Genomic DNA, 23,551 nt, shown 5'->3' with positions numbered 1-23,551 from the left:
ACTATGACTCAGAAAAATTTCGTTGAACTGCGCAACGTCACTAAACGATTTGGCAGCAACACAGTTATCGACAACATCAACCTCACCATTCCGCAGGGGCAAATGGTGACGCTGCTCGGCCCCTCCGGCTGTGGCAAAACCACCATTTTGCGCCTGGTCGCCGGGCTGGAAAAACCGAGTGAAGGCCAGATTTTTATTGATGGCGAAGACGTCACCCATCGTTCCATTCAGCAGCGCGATATCTGCATGGTGTTTCAGTCGTATGCTCTGTTTCCGCACATGTCGCTGGGGGAGAACGTCGGCTATGGCCTGAAGATGCTCGGCGTGTCGCGCAGCGAAGTGAAGGCACGGGTGAAAGAAGCGCTGGCGATGGTGGATCTGGAGGGTTTCGAAGATCGCTATGTCGATCAGATCTCCGGCGGTCAGCAGCAGCGCGTGGCGCTGGCCCGCGCGTTAATCCTCAAACCGAAGGTGCTGCTGTTTGATGAGCCGCTGAGCAACCTGGATGCCAACCTGCGTCGCAGCATGCGCGACAAGATCCGCGAGCTACAAAAGCAGTTTGATATCACCTCGCTGTACGTTACCCACGATCAGAGCGAAGCCTTTGCGGTTTCCGATACCGTCCTGGTGATGAATAAAGGACACATCATGCAGATCGGTACGCCGCAGGATCTTTATCGTCAGCCGGCCTCACGTTTTATGGCGAGCTTTATGGGCGATGCCAACTTGTTCCCAGCCACCTTCAGCGCAGGATACGTTGATATCTACGGCTATCGTTTGCCGCGCCCGCCGCACTTTAACGATCATGGGGAAGGGATGGTCGGCGTACGTCCCGAAGCGATCACGCTCAGCGATCGCGGCGAGGAGAGCCAGCGCTGCGCGATCCGCCACGTCGCCTATATGGGGCCGCAGTATGAGGTCACGGTGGAGTGGCACGGGCAGGAGATTTTATTGCAGGTCAACGCCACCCGCCTGCAGCCAGACATCGGCGAGCAATATTACCTTGAAATCCACCCGTACGGCATGTTTGTGCTGGCGGATGCGGCATAACGTTTTGTTGCTTTGTAGGCCGGATAAGGCGCTTGTACCGCCATCCGGCAATGCCTGATGCGCTGAGCTTATCAGGCCTACAGTGAACGATGTAGGCCCGATAAACTCTCAGCGCTGCGCGTTCAGCTCAGCAATATCCTTCGGCGTGGTGCGACAGCACCCGCCGATCAACCGTGCGCCAGCGGCCTGCCACTGCGGCAAATAATCCGCCAACTGCGCACAATGTTCACCGTGATGATGCCAGGTTTTGCTTGCCGCATCATAATGCTCGCCTGAGTTTGGATACACCGCCAGCGGCAGCGCCGTTAAGCCGTGCAGATGCTGCAATGCGGCAGTGGTCTTTTCCAGCGCAATACAGTTAATGCCTAACGCCACCACCTGCGGATAACCCGCCAGCAACGCCACCACGTCGCGCAGCGGGGTACCGTCGCTCAGGTGCTCGCTGTCGCGCAGGGTAAATGAGAACCACGCCCGGGCACGCGGATACGCGGTCAACAGCTCAGCCAGCGCACCAATCTCGGTAAAATTCGGCAGGGTTTCACAGGCCAGCAGATCGGCCCCGGCATCCAGCAACGCTTCCACGCGCGGACGGTGAAATGCCTGAAATTCCTCAACGCTACGTTGGTAATCGCCACGATACTCTGATCCATCCGCCAGATACGCGCCATAAGGCCCGACGGATCCTGCCACCAGCAGCGTACCCGCCTGCGGGTTCTCAGCCAGCCAGGCTTCACGCGCTTTACGTGCCAACTCCACGCTTTTGCCAATCAGCGCTTTCGACTGCGCTTCATCCAGGCCGCGCGCGGCAAAACCTGCTGGCGTGGCCTGATAGCTGGCGGTGATCGCGCATTGCGCCCCCGCCCGGTAATAATCAAGATGTACTTCGCGGATAAGCTGCGGGTTTTCGACCAGCACTTTGGCTGACCACAGGCTGTCAGCTAAATCACAACCGCGCGCTTCCAGCTCCGTCGCCATCGCACCATCCAGTAACAGGAAATCCTGTTTGTCGAGGATGGCGCTTAACGGATTATTCTGCGACATGTTCTGTTCTGGCTCCTGTTTTGACGGAAATAAGCCCTCACACTATCACAGACATACCCGCAAGGCTCCGCGCTCACCCGCAATTATGGCGATGTGTCTACCCTGCTCCAGACGCAGATGCCCGCGTCGGGCACTCCACTCCGGACGATCGCTTAAGCACCGTTAGCCGGGATCGGCATCTGCGATTTACGGCTCATCAGAATAAATACCGCCAGGCCCGCCAGCAAAATCCCCGGCGCAGACGCCGCCATCACGCCCACCGTTCCGGTGCCCAGCGCTAACATTTTCCCGGCCAGCAGCGGGCCGCTCATCGCTCCCAAACGTCCGACGGCGACGGCGGTGCCCACGCCGGTGGCGCGGATCTGCGTGTTGTAAAATAACGGCGCCAGCGCATACAGCACGCTTTGCCCACCGGTGGCAAACATCCCCGCGACAAATCCCGCCATCAGCATGCCGCTGAATGTCGACACCGTCCCCAGCGCCAGTAGCGAAGCCAACATCCCGGTGTAGATCAGCAGCGACATCACCACCGGACGCAGTTTGTCCATCAACGCCCCGAGAATTAACGTCCCGCTGGCCGCGCCGATTTGCAGAGCAAACATCACGCCTGCTGCCTGCGAGGGCTGAAATCCCTGCTCCACCAGCAGCATCGGTAGCCAGTTGATCAGCATATACACCACCAGCAGGGTGAAGAAATAGCACAGCCAAAGCAGCAGCGTAGCGCTCGCCGTCGCTGGCGCAAACAGGGCGCGCAACGGCGCGGCAGCCACCTGCGTTTGTTGGGTATAAACCTGCGATTCCGGCAGCCAGCGCATCAACAACGGAACCAGCAGCAGCGGGATCACCCCGCCAACCCAGAACACCGTTTGCCAGGCGGAGGCGAGCCCGCTAAACCCAAGCGCCGCCGCCAGCGCCGCGCCAATCGGTACGCCGCAATACATCAGACTCACCGCCGTGCCGCGAAAACGTGGACCCGCCGCTTCGGAGGTCAGCGCGATCAGATTCGGCAATGCCGCGCCCAGCCCCACGCCGGTCATCAGACGGGCAACGACCAGCGACGAGAAATCCCAGGAAATCGCCGTCGCCAGCGAGAACAGGCCGAACAGCGCCACGGAGGCAATGAGAATACGCTTGCGGCCATAGCGATCGGCCAGCATACCGCCGACCAACGCGCCGGGCAGCAGGCCGAGAATGCCCGCGCTGAAGATCCAGCCCATCTGCATTTTATCCAGCGCAAACGCATGAGCGATACCGACGGCAGCGATCCCGGCGGCCTGGAGATCCAGCCCTTCCATCAGGGCGACTAAAAAACACAGCCCGACGGTCAACGTCAGGCGCCAGGATGCGGGGGTACGGGTAGTCATAAGATGTACCTCTGAGGTCACGATGCAGGTGAATCGCGGCTGATACATTGCCAGCCGCGTAATCATTTTTATTTGCTGTTACGCAGATCCAGCGCCACGTCGACGATCATATCTTCCTGGCCGCCCACCATTCGGCGCTTGCCCAGTTCAACCAGAATATCGACCGCGCTCAGGCCATAACGCGCCGCCGCCACTTCGCAATGACGCAGGAAGCTGGAGTACACCCCGGCATAGCCCAGCGCCAGCGTTTCGCGATCCACTCGCACCGGGCGGTCCTGCAGCGGACGCACCAGATCGTCGGCAGCATCCATCAGCGCATACAGATCGGTGCCGTGCTGCCAACCGAGCTTATCCGCAGCAGCGATAAACACTTCCAGCGGCGCATTACCCGCGCCTGCGCCCATCCCCGCCAGGCTGGCGTCGATACGGTCGCAGCCCTCTTCCACCGCAGCAATCGAGTTCGCCACACCGAGACTGAGGTTGTGGTGCGCATGCATTCCGGTTTCCGTCTCCGGATTCAGTACCGCTTTCAGGGTGCGGAAGCGGGCGCGAATATCGCTCATGTTCATCGCCCCGCCGGAATCGACCACGTAGATACAAGTCGCGCCGTAGTTTTCCATCAGCTTCGCCTGCTGCGCCAGATTTTCCGGCGTGGTCATGTGGCTCATCATCAGAAAGCCGACGGTATCCATACCCAGTTCGCGTGCATATTGAATATGCTGGGCCGACACGTCCGCTTCGGTGCAGTGGGTCGCCACGCGTACCACCCGCGCCCCGGCCTGATACGCATTTTTCAGGTCGTGAATAGTACCGATCCCCGGCAGTAACAGCGTGGCGATCTTAGCGTGCTGCACCACGTCCGCCGCCGCTTCAATCCACTCGAGATCGCTGTGCGCGCCAAAGCCGTAGTTAAAGCTGGAACCTTGTAAACCATCACCATGCGCCACTTCAATAGAATCGACCCGCGCATCATCCAGCGCTTTCGCAATCTGGCGCACGTTTTCCAGCGAATACTGGTGACGAATGGCGTGCATACCGTCACGCAGGGTCACGTCAGAGATATAGAGTTTTTTACCGTTCATGCTGCTTCTCCTGCCTGACGGGTGAGTGACTGCGCCATCTTCTCAGCGGTCGCCAGCGCGCTGGAGGTCATAATGTCGAGGTTGCCCGCATAAGCTGGCAGGTAGTGCGCCGCACCTTCGACTTCCAGATACACTGCGGTTTTCAGCCCGGAGAACTGGCCGATACCCGGCAGATTCACCGGTTTATCCTGTGGAATGACTTCAAACTGTACGCGCTGTTTCAGGCGATAACCCGGCACATAGGCCTGTACCGCCGCCGCCATCTCGTTGATAGACGCTTCAACTTCAATCTCGGAGGCCGCTTCGCTTAGCACATACACTGTGTCACGCATCATCAGCGGCGGTTCGGCCGGGTTGAGCACAATGATGGCTTTACCTTTTTCGGCGCCGCCGACCACTTCAATCGCCTTTGAGGTGGTTTCGGTGAACTCATCAATATTGGCGCGAGTGCCCGGCCCCGCAGATTTACTGGCGATCGAGGCAATAATTTCGGCGTAATGGACTTTTGCCACGCGAGAGACTGCCGCCACCATCGGGATGGTCGCCTGCCCGCCGCAGGTCACCATATTGACGTTCTGCTGGTCAACGTTGGCTGCCAGATTCACCACCGGCACGCAGTATGGACCGATCGCCGCGGGCGTCAGGTCGATCAGGCGGATCCCCGGTTTAACGGCGCGAAGCAGGGCGTCGTTCTTCACATGTGCGCCCGCGCTGGTGGCGTCAAACACTATGTCGATATCGGCAAATTCCGGCATGGCGATAAGCCCGGTCACCCCTTCATGGGTGGTGGCAACGCCCATACGTCTGGCGCGCGCCAGACCATCGGATTGCGGGTCAATCCCCACCATCACCGCCATCTCCAGATGCACGCCGTGGCGCAGAATTTTAATCATCAAATCGGTGCCGATATTACCGGAGCCGATAATGGCGACTTTACGCTTACTCATGACTGACTTCCTTTTGTAACCGCCGCTGAAAAAGTGGCGGCAACTGAACCAATACCGTCGATATGGGCTTCAAAACGATCGCCCGCATTCACTGATACCATCGGGCCTAACGCCCCGGTGAGAATGATGTCCCCCGCACGCAGCGGCTCGCCGAGGCTGGCCATTTTGCGCGCCAGCCATACGGCGGCGTTGATCGGATGCCCCAGACATTCGCTGCCGCGCCCGCTGGAGACCTCTTCGTGATTGCGCGTCATTTTCATCGCGCAGTTTTTCAGATCTAACCCTGCCGGACGCTGCGCTGGGCCGCCGACCACATACACGCCGCAGGAGGCGTTATCCGCCACGGTATCGACAAACTTTATTGACCAGTCGCGGATACGGCTGCCAACCACTTCCAGCGCGGGCAGCACCCACTCGATGGCGTTATACAGCTCATCAAAAGTGGTGTCGGCATTGGGCAGATCGCGGTTCAGCACCAGCGCAATTTCCGCTTCAATACGCGGTTGCAGTACACGCGAAAACGGAATGGTGTCGTTATCGCCGTAGCACATGTCGGCAAACAGCGTGCCGAAGTCTGGCTGATCGACACCCAATTGCTGTTGCACTTTCGGGTGCGTAAGCCCCACTTTTCGCCCAACCACGCGCCGCCCGCGCGCCACGCTGTCCTGCACGTTGATGCGCTGAATGGCATAGGCCGCGTCGGCATTGTCCACGCCAATCAATTCGCGCAGCGGGGCGATAGCTTCCCCTTTTTCCTCTGCCTGGCGTAAATCAGCAGCTAACTGCTCAAGATTAAGATTCGTCATGTCCGTTCCTTAAGAGCGTGCGAGGAAGTTCAGCACCAGTTGGTTAAATGCATCCGCATGTTCCCATTGCGCCCAGTGCCCGCAGTCGCGGTAGATGTGCAGTTCAGAACCGGCAATCCCGGAGAGCAGGCGCAGACCGGCGTCCATCGGCACGAACCGGTCGTTGCGGCCCCAGACAATCAGGGTCTGCGCCTTGATTTCACCCAGCCGCGGACTGAAATCCGGGAACTGTTTCGGATTGGCTTCCAGGCTCTGGACAAAGTTTTCCAGGTGATCGCGGCGCGACAGCATGTTATTCAGACGCGCCTCAAACAGCGCTTCAGTCAGGTCACTGGTGTCGAAGACAAAGATCTCCATCATCAGCTTCAGGTTTTCGATGGTCGGCTCACGATACAGCTGATTCAGACGCTTGATGCCTTCGGTCGGCATCGGGGTAAACAGGCTCATGCCGCCCGTTCCACCGCCCATCAGCACCAACTTGCCCACGCGCTCCGGCCAGCTCAAAGTAAACGCCACTGCACTGTGGCCACCCATTGAGTTGCCCAGCAAGTGGATTTTCTGAATATCCAACTGATCGACTACGCTTTTCAGAATGCGGGCGTTGAGATCGGATCGCGAACCGCGGTTAACGATCCCATCGCTTTTCCCCCAGCCAGGGCAATCCAGCAGGATCACCCGGTATCCGGCCTCAACCAGCGGATCGATGTTGCGGCTGAAGTTCGCCCAGCCCGTCGCGCCAGGACCTGAGCCGTGCAGTAGCACCACGGTCTCTTCGCCCTGCCCACAGTCATTGAAATGTACGCGCAGGGTTTCGCCTGCCTCCTGCACCTCCAGAAAACGGCTGGTGGCGGCTTCGGTTTGCGGTTGGTAAGTCATGATTTTCTCCTGCATATTCAGTTCTGTTTCAGTTCTGTGTGGTGGCGCTCAGGGAGCCGAATCCGGCGATCCACTCCGGGATCGGGCGATAGTAACGACCTTCGCTGCGCCAGTTGCCAAAGACAGAAATGGCAGCGAAGGCGGCAACCCAGGTTTTCACTTCGTGCGTTGATTTGCCCGCCATCGCGGATAGCTCTTCATTGCTGACCGTGTCCAGTTCCTGCAAACGTCCCTGCTCAAGCAGGGTCATAAAGCGGTTATCCCAGACGGGGTTAAGCGGATGCAGTGTGTGCTGGTCTTGCACAAATTTTTCGGCGGCGCTGATCACTCGCTGCTGGCGCAATTCACGCTCGTTCTCGGGTAACTGTTTGCCGCTGCCAAGCAGACGGTCGCGCATATGGGCATCGGCCTTCGCCAGCTCCGGCACCGGTGGCTGATGCGACAGTCCACCAGAACCTAAAAACAGCACGCGTTTATTCAGCGAACTGGCGAAACGACCAATGGCTTCACCGAGCATGCGGGTACGCTGAAAGCCCGGCAGCGGCGTGGCGACGCCGTTAATAAACACCGGTAACACCGGGACCTTATCCAGGCCACCGAGCAAAAACTCCAGCGGCTGCGCAAAGCCGTGATCGACCTGCATGTTGTAGGACACGGCAAGATCGATACCGCTTTTCATCACCGCATGGGCGCAGGCTTCAGCGAGATCGGTCGGCACCGGCAGTTCCCCAGCAGCGCTGCCGAAATCGCCGATTGCGGTAGCTCCTACGCCTAAACAGAACGGCGGCATCACATCGTAGAAAAAACCGTTGTAGTGATCGGGGGCAAACAGCACCACCAGCTCAGGGTCGAACGCCGCAATACGTGCGCGGGCGCTGGCGATCACGCCGTTAACTTCATCAAGCACGGCCTGCGTCGGGTCGACATAGCCCACCAGCGGCGAGTGGGAAAGACAGTGAAGATAAGCGTGCATATCAGGCTACCTTTTCAACATGAAGATCGGTATTTACGCGGGTAAGCGTCATCACCGACGCCAGTTTATTCAGGGTATTGCCCAAGGTTTGCGGAATAGCGATGGCGGCCACGAAGCGGTCCGGGCGCATCACCACCAGCGCGGCATTGTGTTGGGCAAACCACGCGCGCAGACGGTTTTGCGTATCGCCAATGCGGATAACGCCGTCATGGTTATCCTGATCGGTATGTATCTGCGTATCCGGCACCACCTGGATAAACCGCGTCCCCAGCGCCTGCCACTGTTGGATCTGCACTTCACTCATGCCCCACAGCGGATTACAGCCCCAGCCAATCACCGCGAAATTCGGGCCGATGACGTTGTCGAGCAACGTCACTTCGCCGGTTTCCAGCGTGACCTTCGGCTGGATAAACATCTTGCCGACTGGCGAGGTTTTCGCGTCACCTCCACGCACCAACGCCCCGATGTGATACTGCGGCATCGGCTTAAAGCGCATTTCAAGGAAGTAACGTTTTACCGGTGGGATGTAGTTCAGCAGCCAGGAAACTCCGTCGCGTACCGCGCCGTGCCAGCGTTTTGGCGGCGCCAGCACGTTGCCTGCGGTAACCGACAAATCAATCATCGCTTTGGCGTGATCGCGGCGCTCCTGCTGGTAGGTATCCAGCAGCGCATCACCGGCTTTGCCATTAATCACCAGCGCCAGTTTCCACGCCAGATTGAAGGCATCGCGCATACCGCTGTTGTACCCCTGCCCCTGCCAGACCGGCATAATGTGCGCCGCGTCGCCCGCCAGCAACACACGGTCAATACGAAAGCGTTCGGCCAGCCGGGCGTTATGGGTGTACACGCGCTGGCGGATCAGCTCGACGTTATCCGGGTTCGGCAGCACTTTGCTCAAGAGTTGGCGCATATTCTGCGGCTCGCTAAGCTGGGCTTCGGTTTCTCCCGGCATCACCATAAATTCAAAGCGGCGCACCGCATGCGGCAGCGCGGCAGAAACATACGGGCGCACCGGATCGCAACACAGGTACACATGCGGCGTACTCAGCGGATCGTTGGCGATATCCACTACAATCCACTGATTCGGTGCGGTTTTACCTTCAAATGGCACATTCAGCGAGCGCCTGACGTTGCTGGCGCCACCGTCGCAGGCCACCAGCCACTGGGCCTTCACCGTTTCCCGCTGACCGTCCGGCGCTTTCAGGTTCAGCGTCACTTCGCCATTTTGCTGGCTGAAGGCTTCCAGTTCGCGAGAAAACAGGCAACGCACGTTGGGGAAACGTGACAGCCCTTCAAGCATCACCGCATCTACCTGCGGCTGAATGAACGCATTGCGGCGCGACCAGCCAAATTCGTCGGTCATCGGCTGGATATCGGCAAAGCAGCGGCCTTTCGGGGTAAGAAAGCGCATCGCGTGCCACGGCGTGGTGTGTGGCAAAACGTTCTCGACCAGACCAACGGACTGCATGGTGCGCAGCGCTTCATCGTCAATACCGATGGCGCGGGGATAGTCGATCAGCGTGTCGAGCTTCTCTACCACCAGCACCTCAATACCCATCTGACCAAGATAATTCGCCATCATCAGCCCTACCGGGCCGGCTCCAGCAATCGCTACCTGCACGGTGTGCTGCACTGCGGGTTGGATATCAGGATTTATAGTTGTCATTTCAGAACCTCACTACTCGGACAAAACGCAATTGCAGGCCCTGGTGAGGCGCAATTTGTTTTGTTAAAAATATGTGAATAATTTTTATTGTGCGGTCAGTATAGAAGTGAGTTTTTGCGCTACAATCAAAACATGCCTGGATGTGCACTAAGTGCACAACGTTGTTTTATCTGTAGATTTGTCAATGAATATGAAAAGTGACGACGGTACTGAATACAAAACCGTGCGCGGATTAACGCGCGGGTTAATGTTATTAAATATGTTAAATCGGCTTGACGGTGGGGCCAGCGTTGCCCTGCTTGCCGAGCTAAGCGGCCTGCACCGCACCACGGTCAGACGTCTGCTGGAAACGTTGCAGGATGAGGGGTACGTCCGGCGCAGCCTGTCCGATGACAGCTTTCGCTTAACCATTAAAGTCCGTCAGCTCAGCGAGGGATTTCGTGACGAGCAGTGGATTTCTGCGCTCGCCGCCCCGCTGTTGGGGGATTTGCTGCGCGAAGTCATCTGGCCGACCGACGTGTCCACACTGGACGTTGACGCGATGGTAGTACGTGAAACCACCCACCGCTTCAGCCGTCTGTCATTTCACCGGGCGATGGTCGGACGTCGATTACCGCTGCTGAAAACCGCCTCCGGCCTGACCTGGCTGGCATTTTGCCCAGAGAATGAACGTCAGCAACTGATTGAAATGCTGGCCTCAAGACCGGGAGAAGAGTTCCAGTTAGCCCGCGAACCGCTGAAACTCGACGCTATTCTGGCCCGCGCACGTAAAGACGGCTTTGGACAGAACTATCGCGGGTGGGATCAGGAAGAAAAAATCGCCTCCATCGCCGTTCCCATCCGCAGCGAACAGCGGGTTATCGGTTGTCTGAACCTGGTGTATATAGCCAGCGCCATGACCATTGAACAGGCAGCGGAAAAGCATCTTCCGGCCTTACAAAAAGTGGCGAAACAGATAGAGGACGGCGTTGAGTCACAGGAGATTTTGGTTGCCGGGAGGTGAAGTAGATCACATTTGTTAGGTATCGGAGCGTCAGGCTTGAGGATGGCAGGGGCAAATAGCGACTTCATGTCATTTAGGTTAGTTTACACTATATTGTCGCACATAAATGGCAATCATCGATTAAGCAATCGACAATTGCCAACAAGATTGAAATTAAAATGGCATATTACACTGGCTGATTAAACTCAACATAAACAGTATAGTTCTCATCTTGCTCTCGATTGAGATCCACGCTTGCGCCTACTGAACCTGTGAACGCATTCATGCCAAATCCTAAGCGTCCCTCTTTAGTCGATGAGAATACGCTCTTCTTTTTTAATTCCAGTTCTGCACTAAGGCAACCACCCTTTTCCCTTGCAAATACAATGCTTTCCCATGATGGTTCATACGGTAACCAACTAAATGCTGACCTATCAAGTTCCCTACCTTTTTTCCATTCACAACCAGCTAAAGTAATAACTCGTTTAGCGCTGCCGATATCCGTGGTCGCTGAATTTAATTTCATGCTAGTCTCAGCTGAACTAACAGGTAATGCAGCATCAATTTCTACTTTGGCATCACTTAATAAATTCGATTTATTTTCTTTGCGAAATTCTATTTTCGTCGCCCCCAAACTTACAAATACTCTTATCATCTCAGCCTCTCGTTCCTGAAGCAGGATATCATCTAAGCTGTCACTGAGAATATAAAGATCCTTTTTAGAGTCATTTTCCTCTGACAGAGGGTGTCTGATGTAAGCTTGATTTATCTGAGGATGACCAGGTTGAAAACGGTAATTTTCCTTTGAGGTCATATCGACAGTCATACTTATACGCTTTAAATATTTATCAAAAGAACTTGCAGATTGCTTCAAGCTGGCAACAGAAACATCTTCTTCATTTTTCTTTGAAAACAATTGATATAAAGAATAAGCGGCAGGTGCTGCGTTCACAAGAACTGCGACAGGTAATGGTAACAATCTCGCAGCCATTTCAAGCGCAATATTGGCCACTAAAGGATTTATCATTTTACGATCACTATTTTCTGTCTCGCAGTTTCCTTTAGAAGAGGCAAATGGCTTTCCTTTTTTTACTGTATTTTCGAGAGGTATTTCTTCGCCATCAGAAATTAGCGTCGTGATTATTTCTTCGGTCGAGGGTTCATCTTGAAGATCTTCATCTACAATAAATATTAAATTTTTCATCTTACCTCCAGGCTTGAAAATTTCCTATTTTTTGATGTCACTTTAATACATACATATAATATACAGAGACCAGAAGTTCAGAGTAACAACCACCAAACCCTTCTCACAAAAAAACAAAAAATCAATTATTAATATATTTTTTACATTCTTCCGTTTTTGCAAAGACGTCATCATCTCGGCAAGCGATTTTTACTGCATCGATAAAATTGCTATTGCTTATTGGAGTCCAGAAATTATTAACAATTAAATATTTTTGACGTTTAACACCATCTCTAAGCTTTAGTTTTATTAACGCAGATTCAAGTTTTGCCATGTATTTATTATTTGACTTCGTTCTATATTCAGCAAATACTACAACATACTCCGGCTCTACATAATTCCTCGCAACCAAAGGTGGAACAAAGAAATTCACATCAGACTTCGCTGCCAATACATAGCCATTCATCTCTTTATACTCATACGCAGGCATAGAAGATATATTTCCACCAGGAATTGACACACCATCCTTAGTAAAAACACCGGTGATATCTTTTGTTATTTTATATATTACCTTTTGTTCAAAATCAGGAACTATTCTGAAAGTCTCAATAATCTGGTCGGTAGAACTTTTATTCGTCAAGTTAAATTCATAACTTCTTCCAGAAGATTTAACGTACCTGACCTCTACATCTCCAGTCAAAAAATCGAAAACATAGGTAACAGCAAATGTAAGTCCACCAGTAGCGGAGAGCCATAAAATAAAACTACTAAATTTTTTGAGAAAAGGTTTAGGCACATTCTTATCCTTTGGCTTTTTTTTTGACGGATTAGATTGCGGAGCCTTTCGTTTATTATTTCTACCCATTTTTTATTTATTCATCCCGGCATTATAGTTTTGATGGATGAATGCTTGTATTTTTCCACTGCAGAGTAACAGACATGATCATCCTCTTTGATTAGTCATATGTTACTTTACTATTATTTTTTTACAACAGTTTGTTGTATTCAAGTGGATATGGATGGCTACTAAATATGGTTAATATTTGGAGTTATTTGGAATCATTTGGCGATTAACGAAACGCATTTACATAATATAACTACATATTCTGTAAAATTAACAGGATTATCCTGATTATTAGATTTTAGATAGATCACCAATAGCTCAGGAACCTGGTTTATCGACATCTCGGAGATATCGTTGAATGAGACGAATGTGCAGAAAGCGGTTGAGGTCTATGAAGCTCTGAGAGGAAAGCTAAAATAGCCTTACACTATTCACGGTCTCCTTTAACGAGGCCGGGATACAGAACAAAAAAAATCGCTAAATTTGGTAGTTAAAGCTACATTGAATTCAGAACTAACTGGTATGACCACAAAGATAAGGCTCTACGAATGAATTCAATATTAATACCCGTCAATGAAGGCGGATTTCTGTCTGCCACGATCTGGGAAAGAAGCGATGCCAAAGCGATCGTTATTCTCCACCCAGCCACGGCGGTGGTACAGGCGTTTTATAAGGGATTCGCAGAGTACCTTTTTAATCAGGGATTCAGTGTCATCACTTACGACTACCGTGGAACGGGCCGCTCAAAATCCGGGAAGCTCCGTAGCTACAGCATCTCAATGTCAGACTGGATCGAGCAGGACGTGGGCTGCATTACTGCCTGGGCTAAAACGCGTTTCCCCGGACTTAACCTGCTGGCGGTAGGACACAGTGTCGGCGGACATGCTGTTCTGCTTTCCACGGCCACCTCCGCCCTGCACGCGGCCGTCATTGTGGCCTCCCATGCCGGGGTGACGAGCACAATAAAACAGACGGCAGAGAAGGTGCGGGTCTGGTGCTTGCTGCGTGTTCTGGCCCCGGTTCTTTGCCGTATCTTCGGGTATATGCCTGCCAGGCACCTTGGACTGGGCGAAGATTTGCCTGCTCCCGTGATGCTTCAGTGGGGACGCTGGAGCGCAATGCCGGGTTATTTCTACGACGATCCAGACTGGGATGCACGCCAACGGGCAAGTAAGATAACCTTACCTTTACTGGTGATGGGTTTTGATGACGATCCGTGGGCTAACCCTGAAGCCATTGCATCCCTGATGGAGCCAGTGCAAAACGCAAAAATCGAACATCGCGAAATTCGGCACGCAGATTTTGGTCTTTCTTCCGTGGGACACATGGGCTTTTTTCGGACGCGAAGTGCGGAGAAATTATGGCCTATCGTCGGTCAGTGGCTGGCGAGACAGAGCCAAAATTGAGCCAGCAGATATTTACTTTTTTCTGCCGTACTGTCTGGCCAGATATACTTTTTATAACAAATCTATTCGTTAAAAAAATCTGCCACAATGACAGATTTCTTTAATTTAGAATTAGAGATTTGCAACGTTATGATATACTTTTTGAACATCATCGTCATCTTCAAGGGCATCAACAAGCCCTGCAAAGATTTCTAAATCTTCTGCCGACAGTTCAATTTCTGATTGAGCAATCATTTCTAATTCTGTTGTTGAGAACTCTGTAATTCCCGCTGCTTTTAACGCTGCAATGCCTTTATGAAGGTCGGTAGACTCAGTATAAATAATGATATTGCCTTCATCTTCGGTGACATCACGAACATCGACTTCAGCTTCAAGCAAAGTTTCAAAAATGTGGTCAGGATCAGTGCCTTTAAATACGATCACACCAGTATTGTCAAACATGTAGCTGACAGAACCTGCCGCCCCGATATTCCCGCCTTTTTTATTGAAGATTGAACGAATATTAGCAATTGTGCGGTTAACGTTTGAAGTCAGGGTTTCAGCGATAATCATGGAACCACTTGGACCAAAGCCTTCATAACGCCCTTGCATGAACGTTTCGTCGCTGCCACCTTTGGCTTTATCAATCGCTTTATCAATAACGTGCTTGGGAACCTGGGCTTGTTTCGCACGTTCAATAACGAATTTTAAAGCAGTGTTTAATTCTGGGTCTGGATCACCTTGTTTAGCAGCAGCATAGATTTCCACACCGAATTTTGAATATACTTTAGACGTTGCACCGTCTTTAGCCGTTTTTTTACCAACAATATTGGCCCATTTACGTCCCACTGGAATGCACTCCCCGAAAATTTATTTACATTACGCGCAGATTAATAAACCGCGAGTTTTCTCCACCATATTATATCATGATGTGTAAATTCTCGTCTATGAGAAATAAAAATACCCCAACTTCATGAGATGCTACTTTTATTTAATCAATAATTAACATTATGAATAGATTATTACCAGACTCCGTCATGCTTCTTTTGTTTTTATCCTAACTAATTGGACCTCAACAATAATAAGGACGCGGAGCCAGCAACGGCTTCAGCAATTGAATAACGTTTTCTGCTCTGAGCGAGCGGTTTCTAACATCCTCAGCGCTCAGAGCAACAACATCCGCATGGGGCAATGGATAGCAGAGTTGCGGCACTTATCAGTCTGAAGAGCTTCAGACCTTAAGCAGTTTCACTGTCGCCTCGATGTCGATTTCATCTTCGGAGAAAATCAGCGTCGTGCCCTGGAAAGTGGTGATAGCCAGTTTTTTCAGCTTACGCATTTCACCTGGCTTCACCTCTGATTTCGGCCGGATACTGTTCATCAGCACGCCGACAGACAGCACCGCATTTTCTTTATCAATACGGGTCTCGACAGGGACTTCTTCGCTGTATACCAGGTACGACTTGATCGCCGTGAGCTTCAGACGTTCGCCAGCGATATAGATGTATTTACTGTCTGGTATGACCTTCACCGCATAGGCAGACAGACCTTTGTTGTTGGTGGTCGGTTCAAAGGTTACCGCCGCGTCTTTCTTGATCAGCTCAGGATTAGCAACCTTAATCACATGAAAATAGCGGTTTTCGCCATTTTCATCTTTGATAAATCCAAAGCCTTTATCTTTAAACCACGTTGTGATTGTTCCGTTCATTGCTGTTTCCACCTGATTAAATCTAATACTCGCAGAGTATATCTACTGAATTTGCGCGCAGTGTAAAACACAGACCACGTCTTTGGCTACTCGTTACCCCAGCGATTGAGGAACTCTGCGATATCGTCGATACGCTGCGCGTCGACACCGGCCACGGTTGCCATCTCCTGCTGCGCTTCTTCGCTAATTTCTTCATTGTTCATTAAACGGGTGATCAGTTGCTGAAAGTAGTGCGCCAGCGCGTCGCGTTCGGCATCGCTTACCGGCTTTGCGGCTTCGGTCGCGTACTCGTCGGCGATATCATAATATTTTAGCGGAATGTCGTTGTTCATGATGTGCTCCGGGGTGAATGCCTGTGCCAGCAGTTGTCTGCCGCGTCTGATGTGAATGATAGCATTCTTATTTCATAGTTCGCGATCTGTTTTATTGGCTGCAATATATTGCATTTAACCAATATACTTTTTGAAGCCGCTTCGCATTTAATTAATCTTTATTTATATACCCTAAATAATTCGAGTTGCAGGAAGGCGGCGACGCAGAGAATCCCCAGGAGCTTACTCAAGTAAGTGACTGGGGTGAGCGAGGAAAGCCAACGAGCATGCAACTTGAAGTATGACGGGTATATATTTGTATTTTATTCAGGTCGGTACAATAGCAACGAATTAACCCGAGAGCTATAAAGTAAATATTCAATTACGTTAAATCTAATTACATTATCGGCCTCTGTAATTGGCCCGATCCCATCGCTACTCGCCCATTTGCCCACATTCAACTTATGCACAACACTCTACGATGACACCACTGACCCAACACGTGGAGCAATCACCATGAACATCACGCAAATCCGCAACGCCACGCAGTGCATCACCTTTGGTGGCAAAACCTTTCTAATCGATCCAATGCTGGCGGCAAAAGGTGCTTATCCGGGCTTTGCCGGAACGGCACGTGCGGAGATCCGCAATCCGACCGTCGATCTGCCTGTTAATATTGATAATCTGCTTAACGTCGATGCGCTGATCGTGACGCATCTGCATGAAGATCACTGGGATGAGGTTGCAGCACGGGTCGTGCCGAAAGACAAACCGATTTACGTGCAAAATGAGCAGGATGCGCAGGTGCTGCGAGATCAGGGTTTCACCCAACTTAATGTACTGACACACAATACCACGCTGGGCGACATCACCCTGCGTAAAACCGGCGGCCAGCATGGCTCAGATCGCGCTTACGCCATCCCGCAAATGGCGGAACGTTTAGGCGATGCCTGCGGGGTTATCTTTCAGCATCCGGCGGAAAAAACGCTGTATCTGGTTGGGGACACTATCTGGCGTGACGAAGTGGAAGCCAACATGCTGACTTTCCAGCCGGATGTGGTGATTTTGAACGCAGGTTTTGCCCACGTCATCGGTTTTGGCCCAATTATTATGGGCGCAGAAGATGTACTAAAAACCCACTTCACGCTTCCCAATGCACAAATTGTGGCCACGCATATGGAGGCGATAAACCACTGTTTGTTGACCCGCGCCGCGCTGAAAGCATACGCCAGCGACAACCAGATTGCGCAATGCGTCAACGTGCCGGAAGATGGTGAAACCCTGACGTTTTAATATCCGCAGAGGAATCGTATGCAGCCACTTACCGTCGCTATTGTCGCCGTGGAAGATTTCAGCCCGTTTCACTTCTCGGTGCCGTGCATCATTTTCAGTGACAAAGTGGCGGCGAAAAAGCGCTTCGACGTGCAATTGTGCGCCGAACAGCCCGGTATCGTTTCCTCGCAGGACGGTTTCTCGATTAACGCAGCTTATGGCTATGAAGCGGTGGAGGCAGCCGACATCGTGGTGATCCCATACTGGGGCACGACCGCACATCGCCCGCCGCAGGGGTTGCTTGATACGCTCAACCGTGCGCGGCAAAACGGCGCGCAAATGGTCGGGCTGTGTCTGGGCGCATTTGTCCTCGGCTATGCCGGTCTGCTGGATGGCAAACGGGCGGCCACGCACTGGGAGTTCGAGCAGGATTTCCAGGCCCGCTTCCCGGCGGCGCGTCTGGATATCAACGCTCTGTATGTGGATGACGACGGTATTATTACCTCCGCAGGCACTGCCGCCGCGCTGGATTGCTGTTTGTACGTGATCCGCCAACGTTTTGGCAGCACGGTAGCGAATCAGATTGCGCGGCGGATGATTGTGCCGCCGCATCGCGAAGGTGGTCAGGCCCAATTTATCGAACAGCCGGTGGCGAAAAACACCCAGGATCAGCGTATTAATGCGCTGCTTGATTATTTACGCCTGCATATCCACGAGCAGCATAGTCTCGATGCGCTGGCGCAGCGGGTGATGATGAGCCGTCGCACGTTAACCCGTCACTTTATGAAAGCCACCGGGTCGAGCGTGGCAGAGTGGTTGATTGTCGAGCGTCTTCGCCGCAGCCAGGCGCTACTGGAGTCCAGTCAGTTGCCTGTTGAACGCATCGCCGAACAGGTCGGTTTTCAGTCGCCTGTAACCTGGCGTCAGCATTTTAAATCTCATTTCGGCGTCAGCCCCGCCGAATGGCGCAAAACCTTTCGCGGCGTTTAGCTTTTTTTCGCCAGCCACACCGTGTGCCCTGCGCATTCCGGATCTTCCATCACCATTTCAATCACCGTAAAGCCGTGCGCTGAGAGCAATGCGCGATACTCATCAGGTGCAAGGCTGGCGTGAAATAGCGGCTCGCCTTCAAATTGCCCCATAGCAATGCCATTCCCGGTACCGCTGGTAAACATCAGCGCGCTGCCGGGATGGCTAAGCCGGTCAAAAATCGGGAACATCTTTCGTTGGTCTTGCTGGGTTAAATGGAAAAAACTGTCCCACGCAATCAGGCCGGCAAAGGTTTCGTCGAGTGCCAGTTCACGCATATCCTGCTCCAGCCAGCGCTGCGCGGGAAAGGATTGCCGGGCCCGCGCCAGCATCGCTGCGGAACCATCAATCCCTGTGAGCTGAAAACCTTGCTGGATAAAATACCCGGCAATCGGCTGACCATTCCCGCAGCCAATATCCACAATGCTGCCCTGCCCGCCCATAACTGAGATGAACTTGTCCAGCCAGCTTTTTTCAAACAGTGCACGAGAGCGCTGGCTGGCAAAGGCATCCGCATGACGCCTGTAGATGGACAGAATGTTATTTGCCGCAACGTCGCTCACCATGTCCTCACTTTTTTATTCTGTTAATAATCACGACGATAAATCCTCCGGCGCCAGAGACGCCCCCCTGGAATGTGCCTCGCAGAACCAATGCGCAAATCCCCCAAAACCGTCCCGCTGTGGCATCATAGCGCGTAGAAAACATCATGACAGGGGTGATAAACGTGAAACCGGTAACGCTATACGATGTGGCAGACCATGCAGGAGTCTCTTACCAGACCGTCTCGCGCGTCGTAAATCAGGCCAGCCACGTTTCTGCAAAAACCCGACAGAAAGTTGAGGCCGCGATGGCGGAACTCAACTACATCCCTAACCGCGTCGCACAGCAGCTGGCAGGTAAACAGACGTCGCTGATTGGCGTCGTGACGGCCAATCTTGCCCTGCACGCCCCTTCACAAATCGTTGCCGCCATAAAATCCCGCGCCGACCAGTCCGGTGCCAGCGTGGTGATCGCCATGGTCGAGCGCAGCGGCGTTGAAGCATGCAAAGCCGCGGTCCACAACCTGCTTTCCCAACGCGTTACCGGGCTGATCATTAACTATCCGCTGGATGAAGAAGACGCCATTGCCGTGGCTGCCGCCTGCGGTACGGTGCCGGTGCTGTTTCTCGATGTCTCTGACCAGACGCCAATTAACAGCGTGATTTTCTCCCATGACGACGGCGCACGCCTCGGCGTTGAACATCTGGTACAGCACAGACATCAGCGTATCGCCCTGCTGAGCGGGCCGCGCACTTCGGTTTCGGCAAGGCTTCGCCATGCGGGGTGGCATAAATATCTGGCGCACTACCAGTTGCAACCCGTCGCGGAGCTGGAAGGCGACTGGAGCGCCATGTCCGGTTTTCAACAAACACTGCATATGCTCAATAGCGGTAATCTCCCCACCGCTATGCTGGTTGCTAACGATCAAATGGCGCTGGGCGCGATGCGGGCAATCAGCGAGTTCGGCCTGCGGGTGGCGATTGATATCTCGGTGATCGGCTACGATGACACCGAAGACAGCGCCTGCTATATTCCACCGCTGACTACCATCAGGCAGGATTTTCCGTTATTAGGTGAAACCAGCGTCGACAGGCTGCTGCAACTTCCCCATGGCAAATCAACCGTAGGCAACCAACTGCTGCCCGTAACTCTAGTTAAGCGCAAAACGGTTCTGCCTCCCGATACGCAAACCACCTCTCCCCAGGCGCTGGCGGATTCACTCATCCAGCTGGCACGGCAAGTTTCTCAGCTCACACCAAAATTGTGAACGCATAACAATTGTGTGAGTCAGTTCACTCATTGAACGCCCTATCCTTTACAGTTGGGAACGCTTATCCGTATTTTGATTGAAATTGTGAGCGAATAACAAATTCAAACAGGATACCGTTATGAACCTGAACCCAGATTCACTCTCCGCTGTTCTGAAACGTCGCGACTGGGAAAATCCCGGTGTCACGCAGCTCAACCGCCTGGAGGCGCACCCACCTTTCTGTAGCTGGCGCTCAGCAGACGATGCGCGAACTAATCAGCGCTCAGCCCAGTTACGTTCGCTGAATGGCCAGTGGCAATTCGCGTGGTTTCCCGCGCCGGAGGCTGTGCCGGAGGCTGTGCCGGAAAGCTGGCTGACAAGCGATCTGCCACAGGCTGACACTATCAACGTCCCCTCTAACTGGCAGATGGACGGTTACGACGCGCCAATTTATACCAACGTCACCTACCCGATTCCGGTTAATCCGCCGTACGTTCCGGCACAGAATCCAACGGGATGTTACTCGCTCACATTTAATATCGAAGACGCGTGGTTAGATGAAGGTCAGACGCGCATTATTTTTGACGGCGTCAATTCCGCCTTTCATCTGTGGTGCAACGGTCGCTGGGTCGGCTACGGTCAGGACAGCCGCCTGCCATCGGAGTTCAATCTTAGCGATTATCTGTTACGCGGCGAAAACCGTCTGGCCGTGATGGTGCTGCGCTGGAGCGACGGCAGTTATCTGGAAGACCAGGACATGTGGCGCATGAGCGGGATCTTTCGCGACGTATCTTTGCTGCATAAGCCCACCACGCAAATCAGCGACCTGCGCATTAACACCCGTTTTAACGATGACTTCAGCCGCGCCGTGCTGGAAGCGGAAGTCAAAGTGGCAGGCAACGCGAGCGAAGATTTACGCGTTTCCCTGCAATTGTGGGGAGGTGAAACGCTCACTGACGAAACGACCTCCCCACTCGGCAGCGAGATTATTGATGAGCGCGGCGCTTATCATGACCGGGTTACCCTGCGGCTGAACGTCGAAAAGCCAGCGCTATGGAGTGCCGAAACGCCCAATCTGTACCGTGCCGTTGTGCAGTTACATACCGCGGATGGAGTGCTGATTGAAGCAGAAGCCTGTGACGTCGGCTTTCGTCAGATTGATATCAAAAACGGCCTGCTACTGTTAAACGGTAAACCGCTGTTGATTCGCGGCACCAACCGTCATGAGCACCATCCGGTCAACGGTCAGGTGATGGATGAGGCGACGATGGTGCAGGATATTCTGCTGATGAAGCAGAACAACTTTAACGCCGTGCGTTGCTCCCATTACCCGAACCATCCGTTGTGGTACACCTTGTGCGATCGCTACGGCCTGTACGTGGTCGACGAAGCCAATATCGAAACCCACGGCATGGTGCCAATGAATCGCCTGAGCGACGATCCCACATGGTTGCCTGCCATGAGCCAGCGCGTGACGCGCATGGTGCTGCGCGATCGCAACCATCCGAGCATTATCATCTGGTCGCTGGGCAATGAATCCGGTCATGGCGTCAATCACGACGCGCTGTATCGCTGGATAAAATCAGAAGACCCGTCACGCCCGGTACAGTACGAAGGCGGCGGCGCGAATACCGCGGCGACCGACATTATTTGCCCGATGTACGCCCGCGTCGATCAGGATCAGCCCTTCCCGGCGGTACCTAAATGGTCGATTAAAAAGTGGCTGTCGATGCCCGGTGAGCAGCGTCCACTCATTCTCTGTGAATATGCCCATGCGATGGGCAATAGTTTCGGCGGCTTCGCCAAATACTGGCAGGCATTTCGTCAGTATCCGCGCCTGCAGGGCGGGTTTGTCTGGGACTGGGTGGATCAGTCGCTGATTAAATATGATGAGAACGGTAAGGCATGGTCAGCCTACGGTGGCGACTTTGGCGACACGCCTAACGATCGTCAGTTCTGCATGAACGGACTGGTGTTCGCCGATCGCACCCCGCATCCGGCGTTATACGAGGCCAAACATGAACAGCAGTTTTTCCAGTTTACGTTACTGCCGGGCGCTGAACGCCAGATTGAAGTGACCAGCGAATATCTGTTCCGCCGCAGCGATAACGAAGTTCTGCACTGGTCGATTGCCCAGGACGGCAACCTGCTGGCCGCCGGACAAATCGTTCTGGATATTGCCCCGCAGGGCCGCCAGGTGATTACCCTGCCAAATTGCCCGATGCCGGAAACCGCAGGCCAACTGTGGCTGACGGTGCGCGTGGAACAGCCTCGTGCCACCGCCTGGTCAGACGCCGGACATATCAGCGCCTGGCAGCAGTGGAAGCTGGAAGAGAAACTCAGCCTGGTGCGGCAGCCAACTGTCCGCAACGCACCACAGCTCAACGTTAGCGAAAACAGCTTTACTGCTGAGAACGACAACAAGCGTTGGCAATTCGACCGTCGGTCTGGCCTGCTGACACAATACTGGCTTGATGATACCGCCCAGTTGTTATCCCCACTGACCGACCAGTTCACCCGCGCGCCGCTGGACAACGATATCGGCGTCAGCGAGTCATCCCGCATCGATCCTAATGCCTGGGTTGAACGTTGGAAGGCCGCAGGCCATTACCGCGTAGAGCCGCTGCTGTTGTTATGCGAAGCCGAAACGCTGGCAAACAGTGTGCTGATCACCACCGCGCATGCCTGGCAGTATCAGGATGAAACACTGTTTATCAGCCGTAAATCGTATCGTATCAACGGTCATGGCGAGATGCAGATAACGGTGGATGTCGACGTCGCCAGCGGCACGCCGCATCCGGCGCGTATTGGCCTGAGCTGCCAGCTGTCGCAGGTCGCCGAGCGAGTGAATTGGTTAGGTCTCGGTCCACATGAGAACTACCCGGATCGCCTGAGCGCCGCCTGTTTTGACCGTTGGGATCTGTCACTCGATGAGATGTACACCCCGTATGTTTTCCCGAGCGAAAACGGTCTGCGCTGCGGCACGCGCGAACTGCACTACGGCACGCATCAATGGCGTGGCGACTTCCTGTTCAGCATCAGCCGCTTTAGCCAACAGCAACTGATGGAAACCAGCCACCGTCACCTGCTGCAACCGGAGGCGGGTACCTGGCTCAATATTGATGGCTTCCATATGGGTGTCGGCGGCGATGATTCATGGAGTCCTTCCGTGTCGCCGGAGTTTTTGCTGAGTGCCGGACGTTATCACTACCAGGTTATCTGGGGTTAAACATAATAATA

Annotated in this window: 21 protein-coding genes; 7 read left to right on the top strand and 14 right to left on the bottom strand. The window is 53.4% G+C overall.

Annotated features, from left to right (window positions below):
• Window positions 1-3: 3 nt before the first annotated feature.
• Entirely contained in the window at window positions 4-1,050 is a 1,047-nt protein-coding gene (gene fbpC, locus FDW92_RS17440) for a ferric ABC transporter ATP-binding protein (RefSeq protein ID WP_042310230.1), read from the top strand.
• A gap of 108 nt (window positions 1,051-1,158) precedes the next feature.
• Here fbpC and mmuM read toward each other — a convergent pair whose 3' ends face one another.
• From mmuM to FDW92_RS17400, 8 genes are all read right to left on the bottom strand, one after another.
• Window positions 1,159-2,091, bottom strand: a complete 933-nt coding sequence (gene mmuM, locus FDW92_RS17435; RefSeq protein ID WP_042310232.1) for a homocysteine S-methyltransferase — start codon at window positions 2,089-2,091, stop codon at window positions 1,159-1,161.
• 152 nt (window positions 2,092-2,243) lie between these two features.
• The gene (gene mhpT / locus FDW92_RS17430) at window positions 2,244-3,455 is read right to left on the bottom strand and encodes a 3-(3-hydroxy-phenyl)propionate transporter MhpT (RefSeq protein WP_042310515.1); all 1,212 of its coding nucleotides are present in this window, start codon (window positions 3,453-3,455) and stop codon (window positions 2,244-2,246) included.
• 68 nt (window positions 3,456-3,523) lie between these two features.
• Window positions 3,524-4,537, bottom strand: a complete 1,014-nt coding sequence (gene mhpE, locus FDW92_RS17425; RefSeq protein WP_042310234.1) for a 4-hydroxy-2-oxovalerate aldolase — start codon at window positions 4,535-4,537, stop codon at window positions 3,524-3,526.
• The gene (mhpF, locus tag FDW92_RS17420) at window positions 4,534-5,484 is read right to left on the bottom strand and encodes an acetaldehyde dehydrogenase (RefSeq protein WP_042310236.1); all 951 of its coding nucleotides are present in this window, start codon (window positions 5,482-5,484) and stop codon (window positions 4,534-4,536) included. The genes mhpE and mhpF overlap by 4 nt, the downstream gene beginning before the upstream one ends.
• Entirely contained in the window at window positions 5,481-6,290 is an 810-nt protein-coding gene (mhpD, locus tag FDW92_RS17415; RefSeq protein WP_042310238.1) for a 2-keto-4-pentenoate hydratase, read from the bottom strand. Before mhpD ends, mhpF begins: the two co-directional genes overlap by 4 nt.
• Window positions 6,291-6,299: 9 nt before the next feature.
• Window positions 6,300-7,166 carry a 2-hydroxy-6-oxonona-2,4-dienedioate hydrolase gene (mhpC, locus tag FDW92_RS17410; RefSeq protein ID WP_042310240.1) on the bottom strand — a complete coding sequence of 289 codons (867 nt, stop codon included), beginning with the start codon at window positions 7,164-7,166 and terminating at the stop codon, window positions 6,300-6,302.
• Between the two features lie 28 nt (window positions 7,167-7,194).
• Window positions 7,195-8,139 carry a 2,3-dihydroxyphenylpropionate/2,3-dihydroxicinnamic acid 1,2-dioxygenase gene (gene mhpB, locus FDW92_RS17405; protein ID WP_042310243.1) on the bottom strand — a complete coding sequence of 315 codons (945 nt, stop codon included), beginning with the start codon at window positions 8,137-8,139 and terminating at the stop codon, window positions 7,195-7,197.
• A gap of 1 nt (window position 8,140) precedes the next feature.
• Window positions 8,141-9,805 carry a bifunctional 3-(3-hydroxy-phenyl)propionate/3-hydroxycinnamic acid hydroxylase gene (locus FDW92_RS17400; RefSeq protein WP_042310246.1) on the bottom strand — a complete coding sequence of 555 codons (1,665 nt, stop codon included), beginning with the start codon at window positions 9,803-9,805 and terminating at the stop codon, window positions 8,141-8,143.
• 190 nt (window positions 9,806-9,995) lie between these two features.
• On the opposite strand from FDW92_RS17400, the gene FDW92_RS17395 reads away from it, so the two are divergent.
• Window positions 9,996-10,808 carry a DNA-binding transcriptional regulator gene (locus tag FDW92_RS17395; RefSeq protein ID WP_042310517.1) on the top strand — a complete coding sequence of 271 codons (813 nt, stop codon included), beginning with the start codon at window positions 9,996-9,998 and terminating at the stop codon, window positions 10,806-10,808.
• Window positions 10,809-10,974: 166 nt separating this feature from the next.
• Here FDW92_RS17395 and FDW92_RS17390 read toward each other — a convergent pair whose 3' ends face one another.
• Both FDW92_RS17390 and FDW92_RS17385 read right to left on the bottom strand, forming a co-directional pair.
• Window positions 10,975-11,991: a hypothetical protein gene (locus tag FDW92_RS17390; RefSeq protein WP_042310248.1), complete on the bottom strand. Its 1,017-nt coding sequence runs from the start codon at window positions 11,989-11,991 to the stop codon at window positions 10,975-10,977.
• Between the two features lie 121 nt (window positions 11,992-12,112).
• On the bottom strand, window positions 12,113-12,835 hold the full coding sequence (locus FDW92_RS17385; protein ID WP_042310251.1) for a hypothetical protein: 723 nt from the start codon (window positions 12,833-12,835) through the stop codon (window positions 12,113-12,115).
• Window positions 12,836-13,362: 527 nt separating this feature from the next.
• Here FDW92_RS17385 and FDW92_RS17380 point away from each other — a divergent pair.
• Window positions 13,363-14,220 carry an alpha/beta fold hydrolase gene (locus tag FDW92_RS17380; protein ID WP_042310253.1) on the top strand — a complete coding sequence of 286 codons (858 nt, stop codon included), beginning with the start codon at window positions 13,363-13,365 and terminating at the stop codon, window positions 14,218-14,220.
• 111 nt (window positions 14,221-14,331) lie between these two features.
• Here the strand turns inward: FDW92_RS17380 and FDW92_RS17375 are convergent, their stop codons facing one another.
• From FDW92_RS17375 to FDW92_RS17365, 3 genes are all read right to left on the bottom strand, one after another.
• A complete protein-coding gene (locus tag FDW92_RS17375; protein ID WP_042310255.1) occupies window positions 14,332-15,048 on the bottom strand; it encodes a YebC/PmpR family DNA-binding transcriptional regulator in 717 nt (238 codons plus the stop codon).
• A gap of 382 nt (window positions 15,049-15,430) precedes the next feature.
• Window positions 15,431-15,907, bottom strand: coding sequence for a cold shock domain-containing protein (locus tag FDW92_RS17370; RefSeq protein WP_042310257.1), 477 nt, complete (start codon window positions 15,905-15,907; stop codon window positions 15,431-15,433).
• 86 nt (window positions 15,908-15,993) lie between these two features.
• Window positions 15,994-16,239, bottom strand: coding sequence for a YmjA family protein (locus tag FDW92_RS17365; RefSeq protein WP_042310259.1), 246 nt, complete (start codon window positions 16,237-16,239; stop codon window positions 15,994-15,996).
• A 495-nt stretch (window positions 16,240-16,734) separates the two neighbouring features.
• Between FDW92_RS17365 and FDW92_RS17360 the strand changes: the two genes are divergently transcribed.
• Window positions 16,735-17,511: an MBL fold metallo-hydrolase gene (locus FDW92_RS17360; RefSeq protein WP_042310261.1), complete on the top strand. Its 777-nt coding sequence runs from the start codon at window positions 16,735-16,737 to the stop codon at window positions 17,509-17,511.
• 18 nt (window positions 17,512-17,529) lie between these two features.
• On the top strand, window positions 17,530-18,480 hold the full coding sequence (locus FDW92_RS17355; protein WP_042310263.1) for a helix-turn-helix domain-containing protein: 951 nt from the start codon (window positions 17,530-17,532) through the stop codon (window positions 18,478-18,480).
• Here the strand turns inward: FDW92_RS17355 and FDW92_RS17350 are convergent.
• A complete protein-coding gene (locus FDW92_RS17350; RefSeq protein ID WP_042310519.1) occupies window positions 18,477-19,082 on the bottom strand; it encodes a class I SAM-dependent methyltransferase in 606 nt (201 codons plus the stop codon). The two genes, FDW92_RS17355 and FDW92_RS17350, sit on opposite strands and share 4 nt — an antisense overlap.
• A 155-nt stretch (window positions 19,083-19,237) precedes the next feature.
• Between FDW92_RS17350 and FDW92_RS17345 the strand changes: the two genes are divergently transcribed.
• Window positions 19,238-20,329: a LacI family DNA-binding transcriptional regulator gene (locus FDW92_RS17345; protein ID WP_137400682.1), complete on the top strand. Its 1,092-nt coding sequence runs from the start codon at window positions 19,238-19,240 to the stop codon at window positions 20,327-20,329.
• A gap of 121 nt (window positions 20,330-20,450) precedes the next feature.
• Window positions 20,451-23,540: a beta-galactosidase gene (locus FDW92_RS17340; protein ID WP_042310266.1), complete on the top strand. Its 3,090-nt coding sequence runs from the start codon at window positions 20,451-20,453 to the stop codon at window positions 23,538-23,540.
• Window positions 23,541-23,551 lie beyond the last annotated feature (11 nt).

Source organism: Citrobacter sp. wls706 (assembly GCF_005281305.1).
Classification (GTDB): Bacteria; Pseudomonadota; Gammaproteobacteria; order Enterobacterales; family Enterobacteriaceae; genus Citrobacter; species Citrobacter werkmanii.
Note: the sequence above shows the minus strand (reverse complement) of the source record. Positions and strands in the feature narration are given on the sequence as shown.

Excerpts from the sequence above, each read along its gene's own strand:
- fbpC (WP_042310230.1), top strand. The coding sequence starts at position 4 with ATGACTCAGAAAAATTTCGTTGAACTGCGCAACGTCACTAAACGATTT.
- mmuM (WP_042310232.1), bottom strand. The coding sequence starts at position 2,091 with ATGTCGCAGAATAATCCGTTAAGCGCCATCCTCGACAAACAGGATTTC.
- mhpT (WP_042310515.1), bottom strand. The coding sequence starts at position 3,455 with ATGACTACCCGTACCCCCGCATCCTGGCGCCTGACGTTGACCGTCGGG.
- mhpE (WP_042310234.1), bottom strand. The coding sequence starts at position 4,537 with ATGAACGGTAAAAAACTCTATATCTCTGACGTGACCCTGCGTGACGGT.
- mhpF (WP_042310236.1), bottom strand. The coding sequence starts at position 5,484 with ATGAGTAAGCGTAAAGTCGCCATTATCGGCTCCGGTAATATCGGCACC.
- mhpD (WP_042310238.1), bottom strand. The coding sequence starts at position 6,290 with ATGACGAATCTTAATCTTGAGCAGTTAGCTGCTGATTTACGCCAGGCA.
- mhpC (WP_042310240.1), bottom strand. The coding sequence starts at position 7,166 with ATGACTTACCAACCGCAAACCGAAGCCGCCACCAGCCGTTTTCTGGAG.
- mhpB (WP_042310243.1), bottom strand. The coding sequence starts at position 8,139 with ATGCACGCTTATCTTCACTGTCTTTCCCACTCGCCGCTGGTGGGCTAT.
- FDW92_RS17400 (WP_042310246.1), bottom strand. The coding sequence starts at position 9,805 with ATGACAACTATAAATCCTGATATCCAACCCGCAGTGCAGCACACCGTG.
- FDW92_RS17395 (WP_042310517.1), top strand. The coding sequence starts at position 9,996 with ATGAAAAGTGACGACGGTACTGAATACAAAACCGTGCGCGGATTAACG.
- FDW92_RS17390 (WP_042310248.1), bottom strand. The coding sequence starts at position 11,991 with ATGAAAAATTTAATATTTATTGTAGATGAAGATCTTCAAGATGAACCC.
- FDW92_RS17385 (WP_042310251.1), bottom strand. The coding sequence starts at position 12,835 with ATGGGTAGAAATAATAAACGAAAGGCTCCGCAATCTAATCCGTCAAAA.
- FDW92_RS17380 (WP_042310253.1), top strand. The coding sequence starts at position 13,363 with ATGAATTCAATATTAATACCCGTCAATGAAGGCGGATTTCTGTCTGCC.
- FDW92_RS17370 (WP_042310257.1), bottom strand. The coding sequence starts at position 15,907 with ATGAACGGAACAATCACAACGTGGTTTAAAGATAAAGGCTTTGGATTT.
- FDW92_RS17365 (WP_042310259.1), bottom strand. The coding sequence starts at position 16,239 with ATGAACAACGACATTCCGCTAAAATATTATGATATCGCCGACGAGTAC.
- FDW92_RS17360 (WP_042310261.1), top strand. The coding sequence starts at position 16,735 with ATGAACATCACGCAAATCCGCAACGCCACGCAGTGCATCACCTTTGGT.
- FDW92_RS17355 (WP_042310263.1), top strand. The coding sequence starts at position 17,530 with ATGCAGCCACTTACCGTCGCTATTGTCGCCGTGGAAGATTTCAGCCCG.
- FDW92_RS17340 (WP_042310266.1), top strand. The coding sequence starts at position 20,451 with ATGAACCTGAACCCAGATTCACTCTCCGCTGTTCTGAAACGTCGCGAC.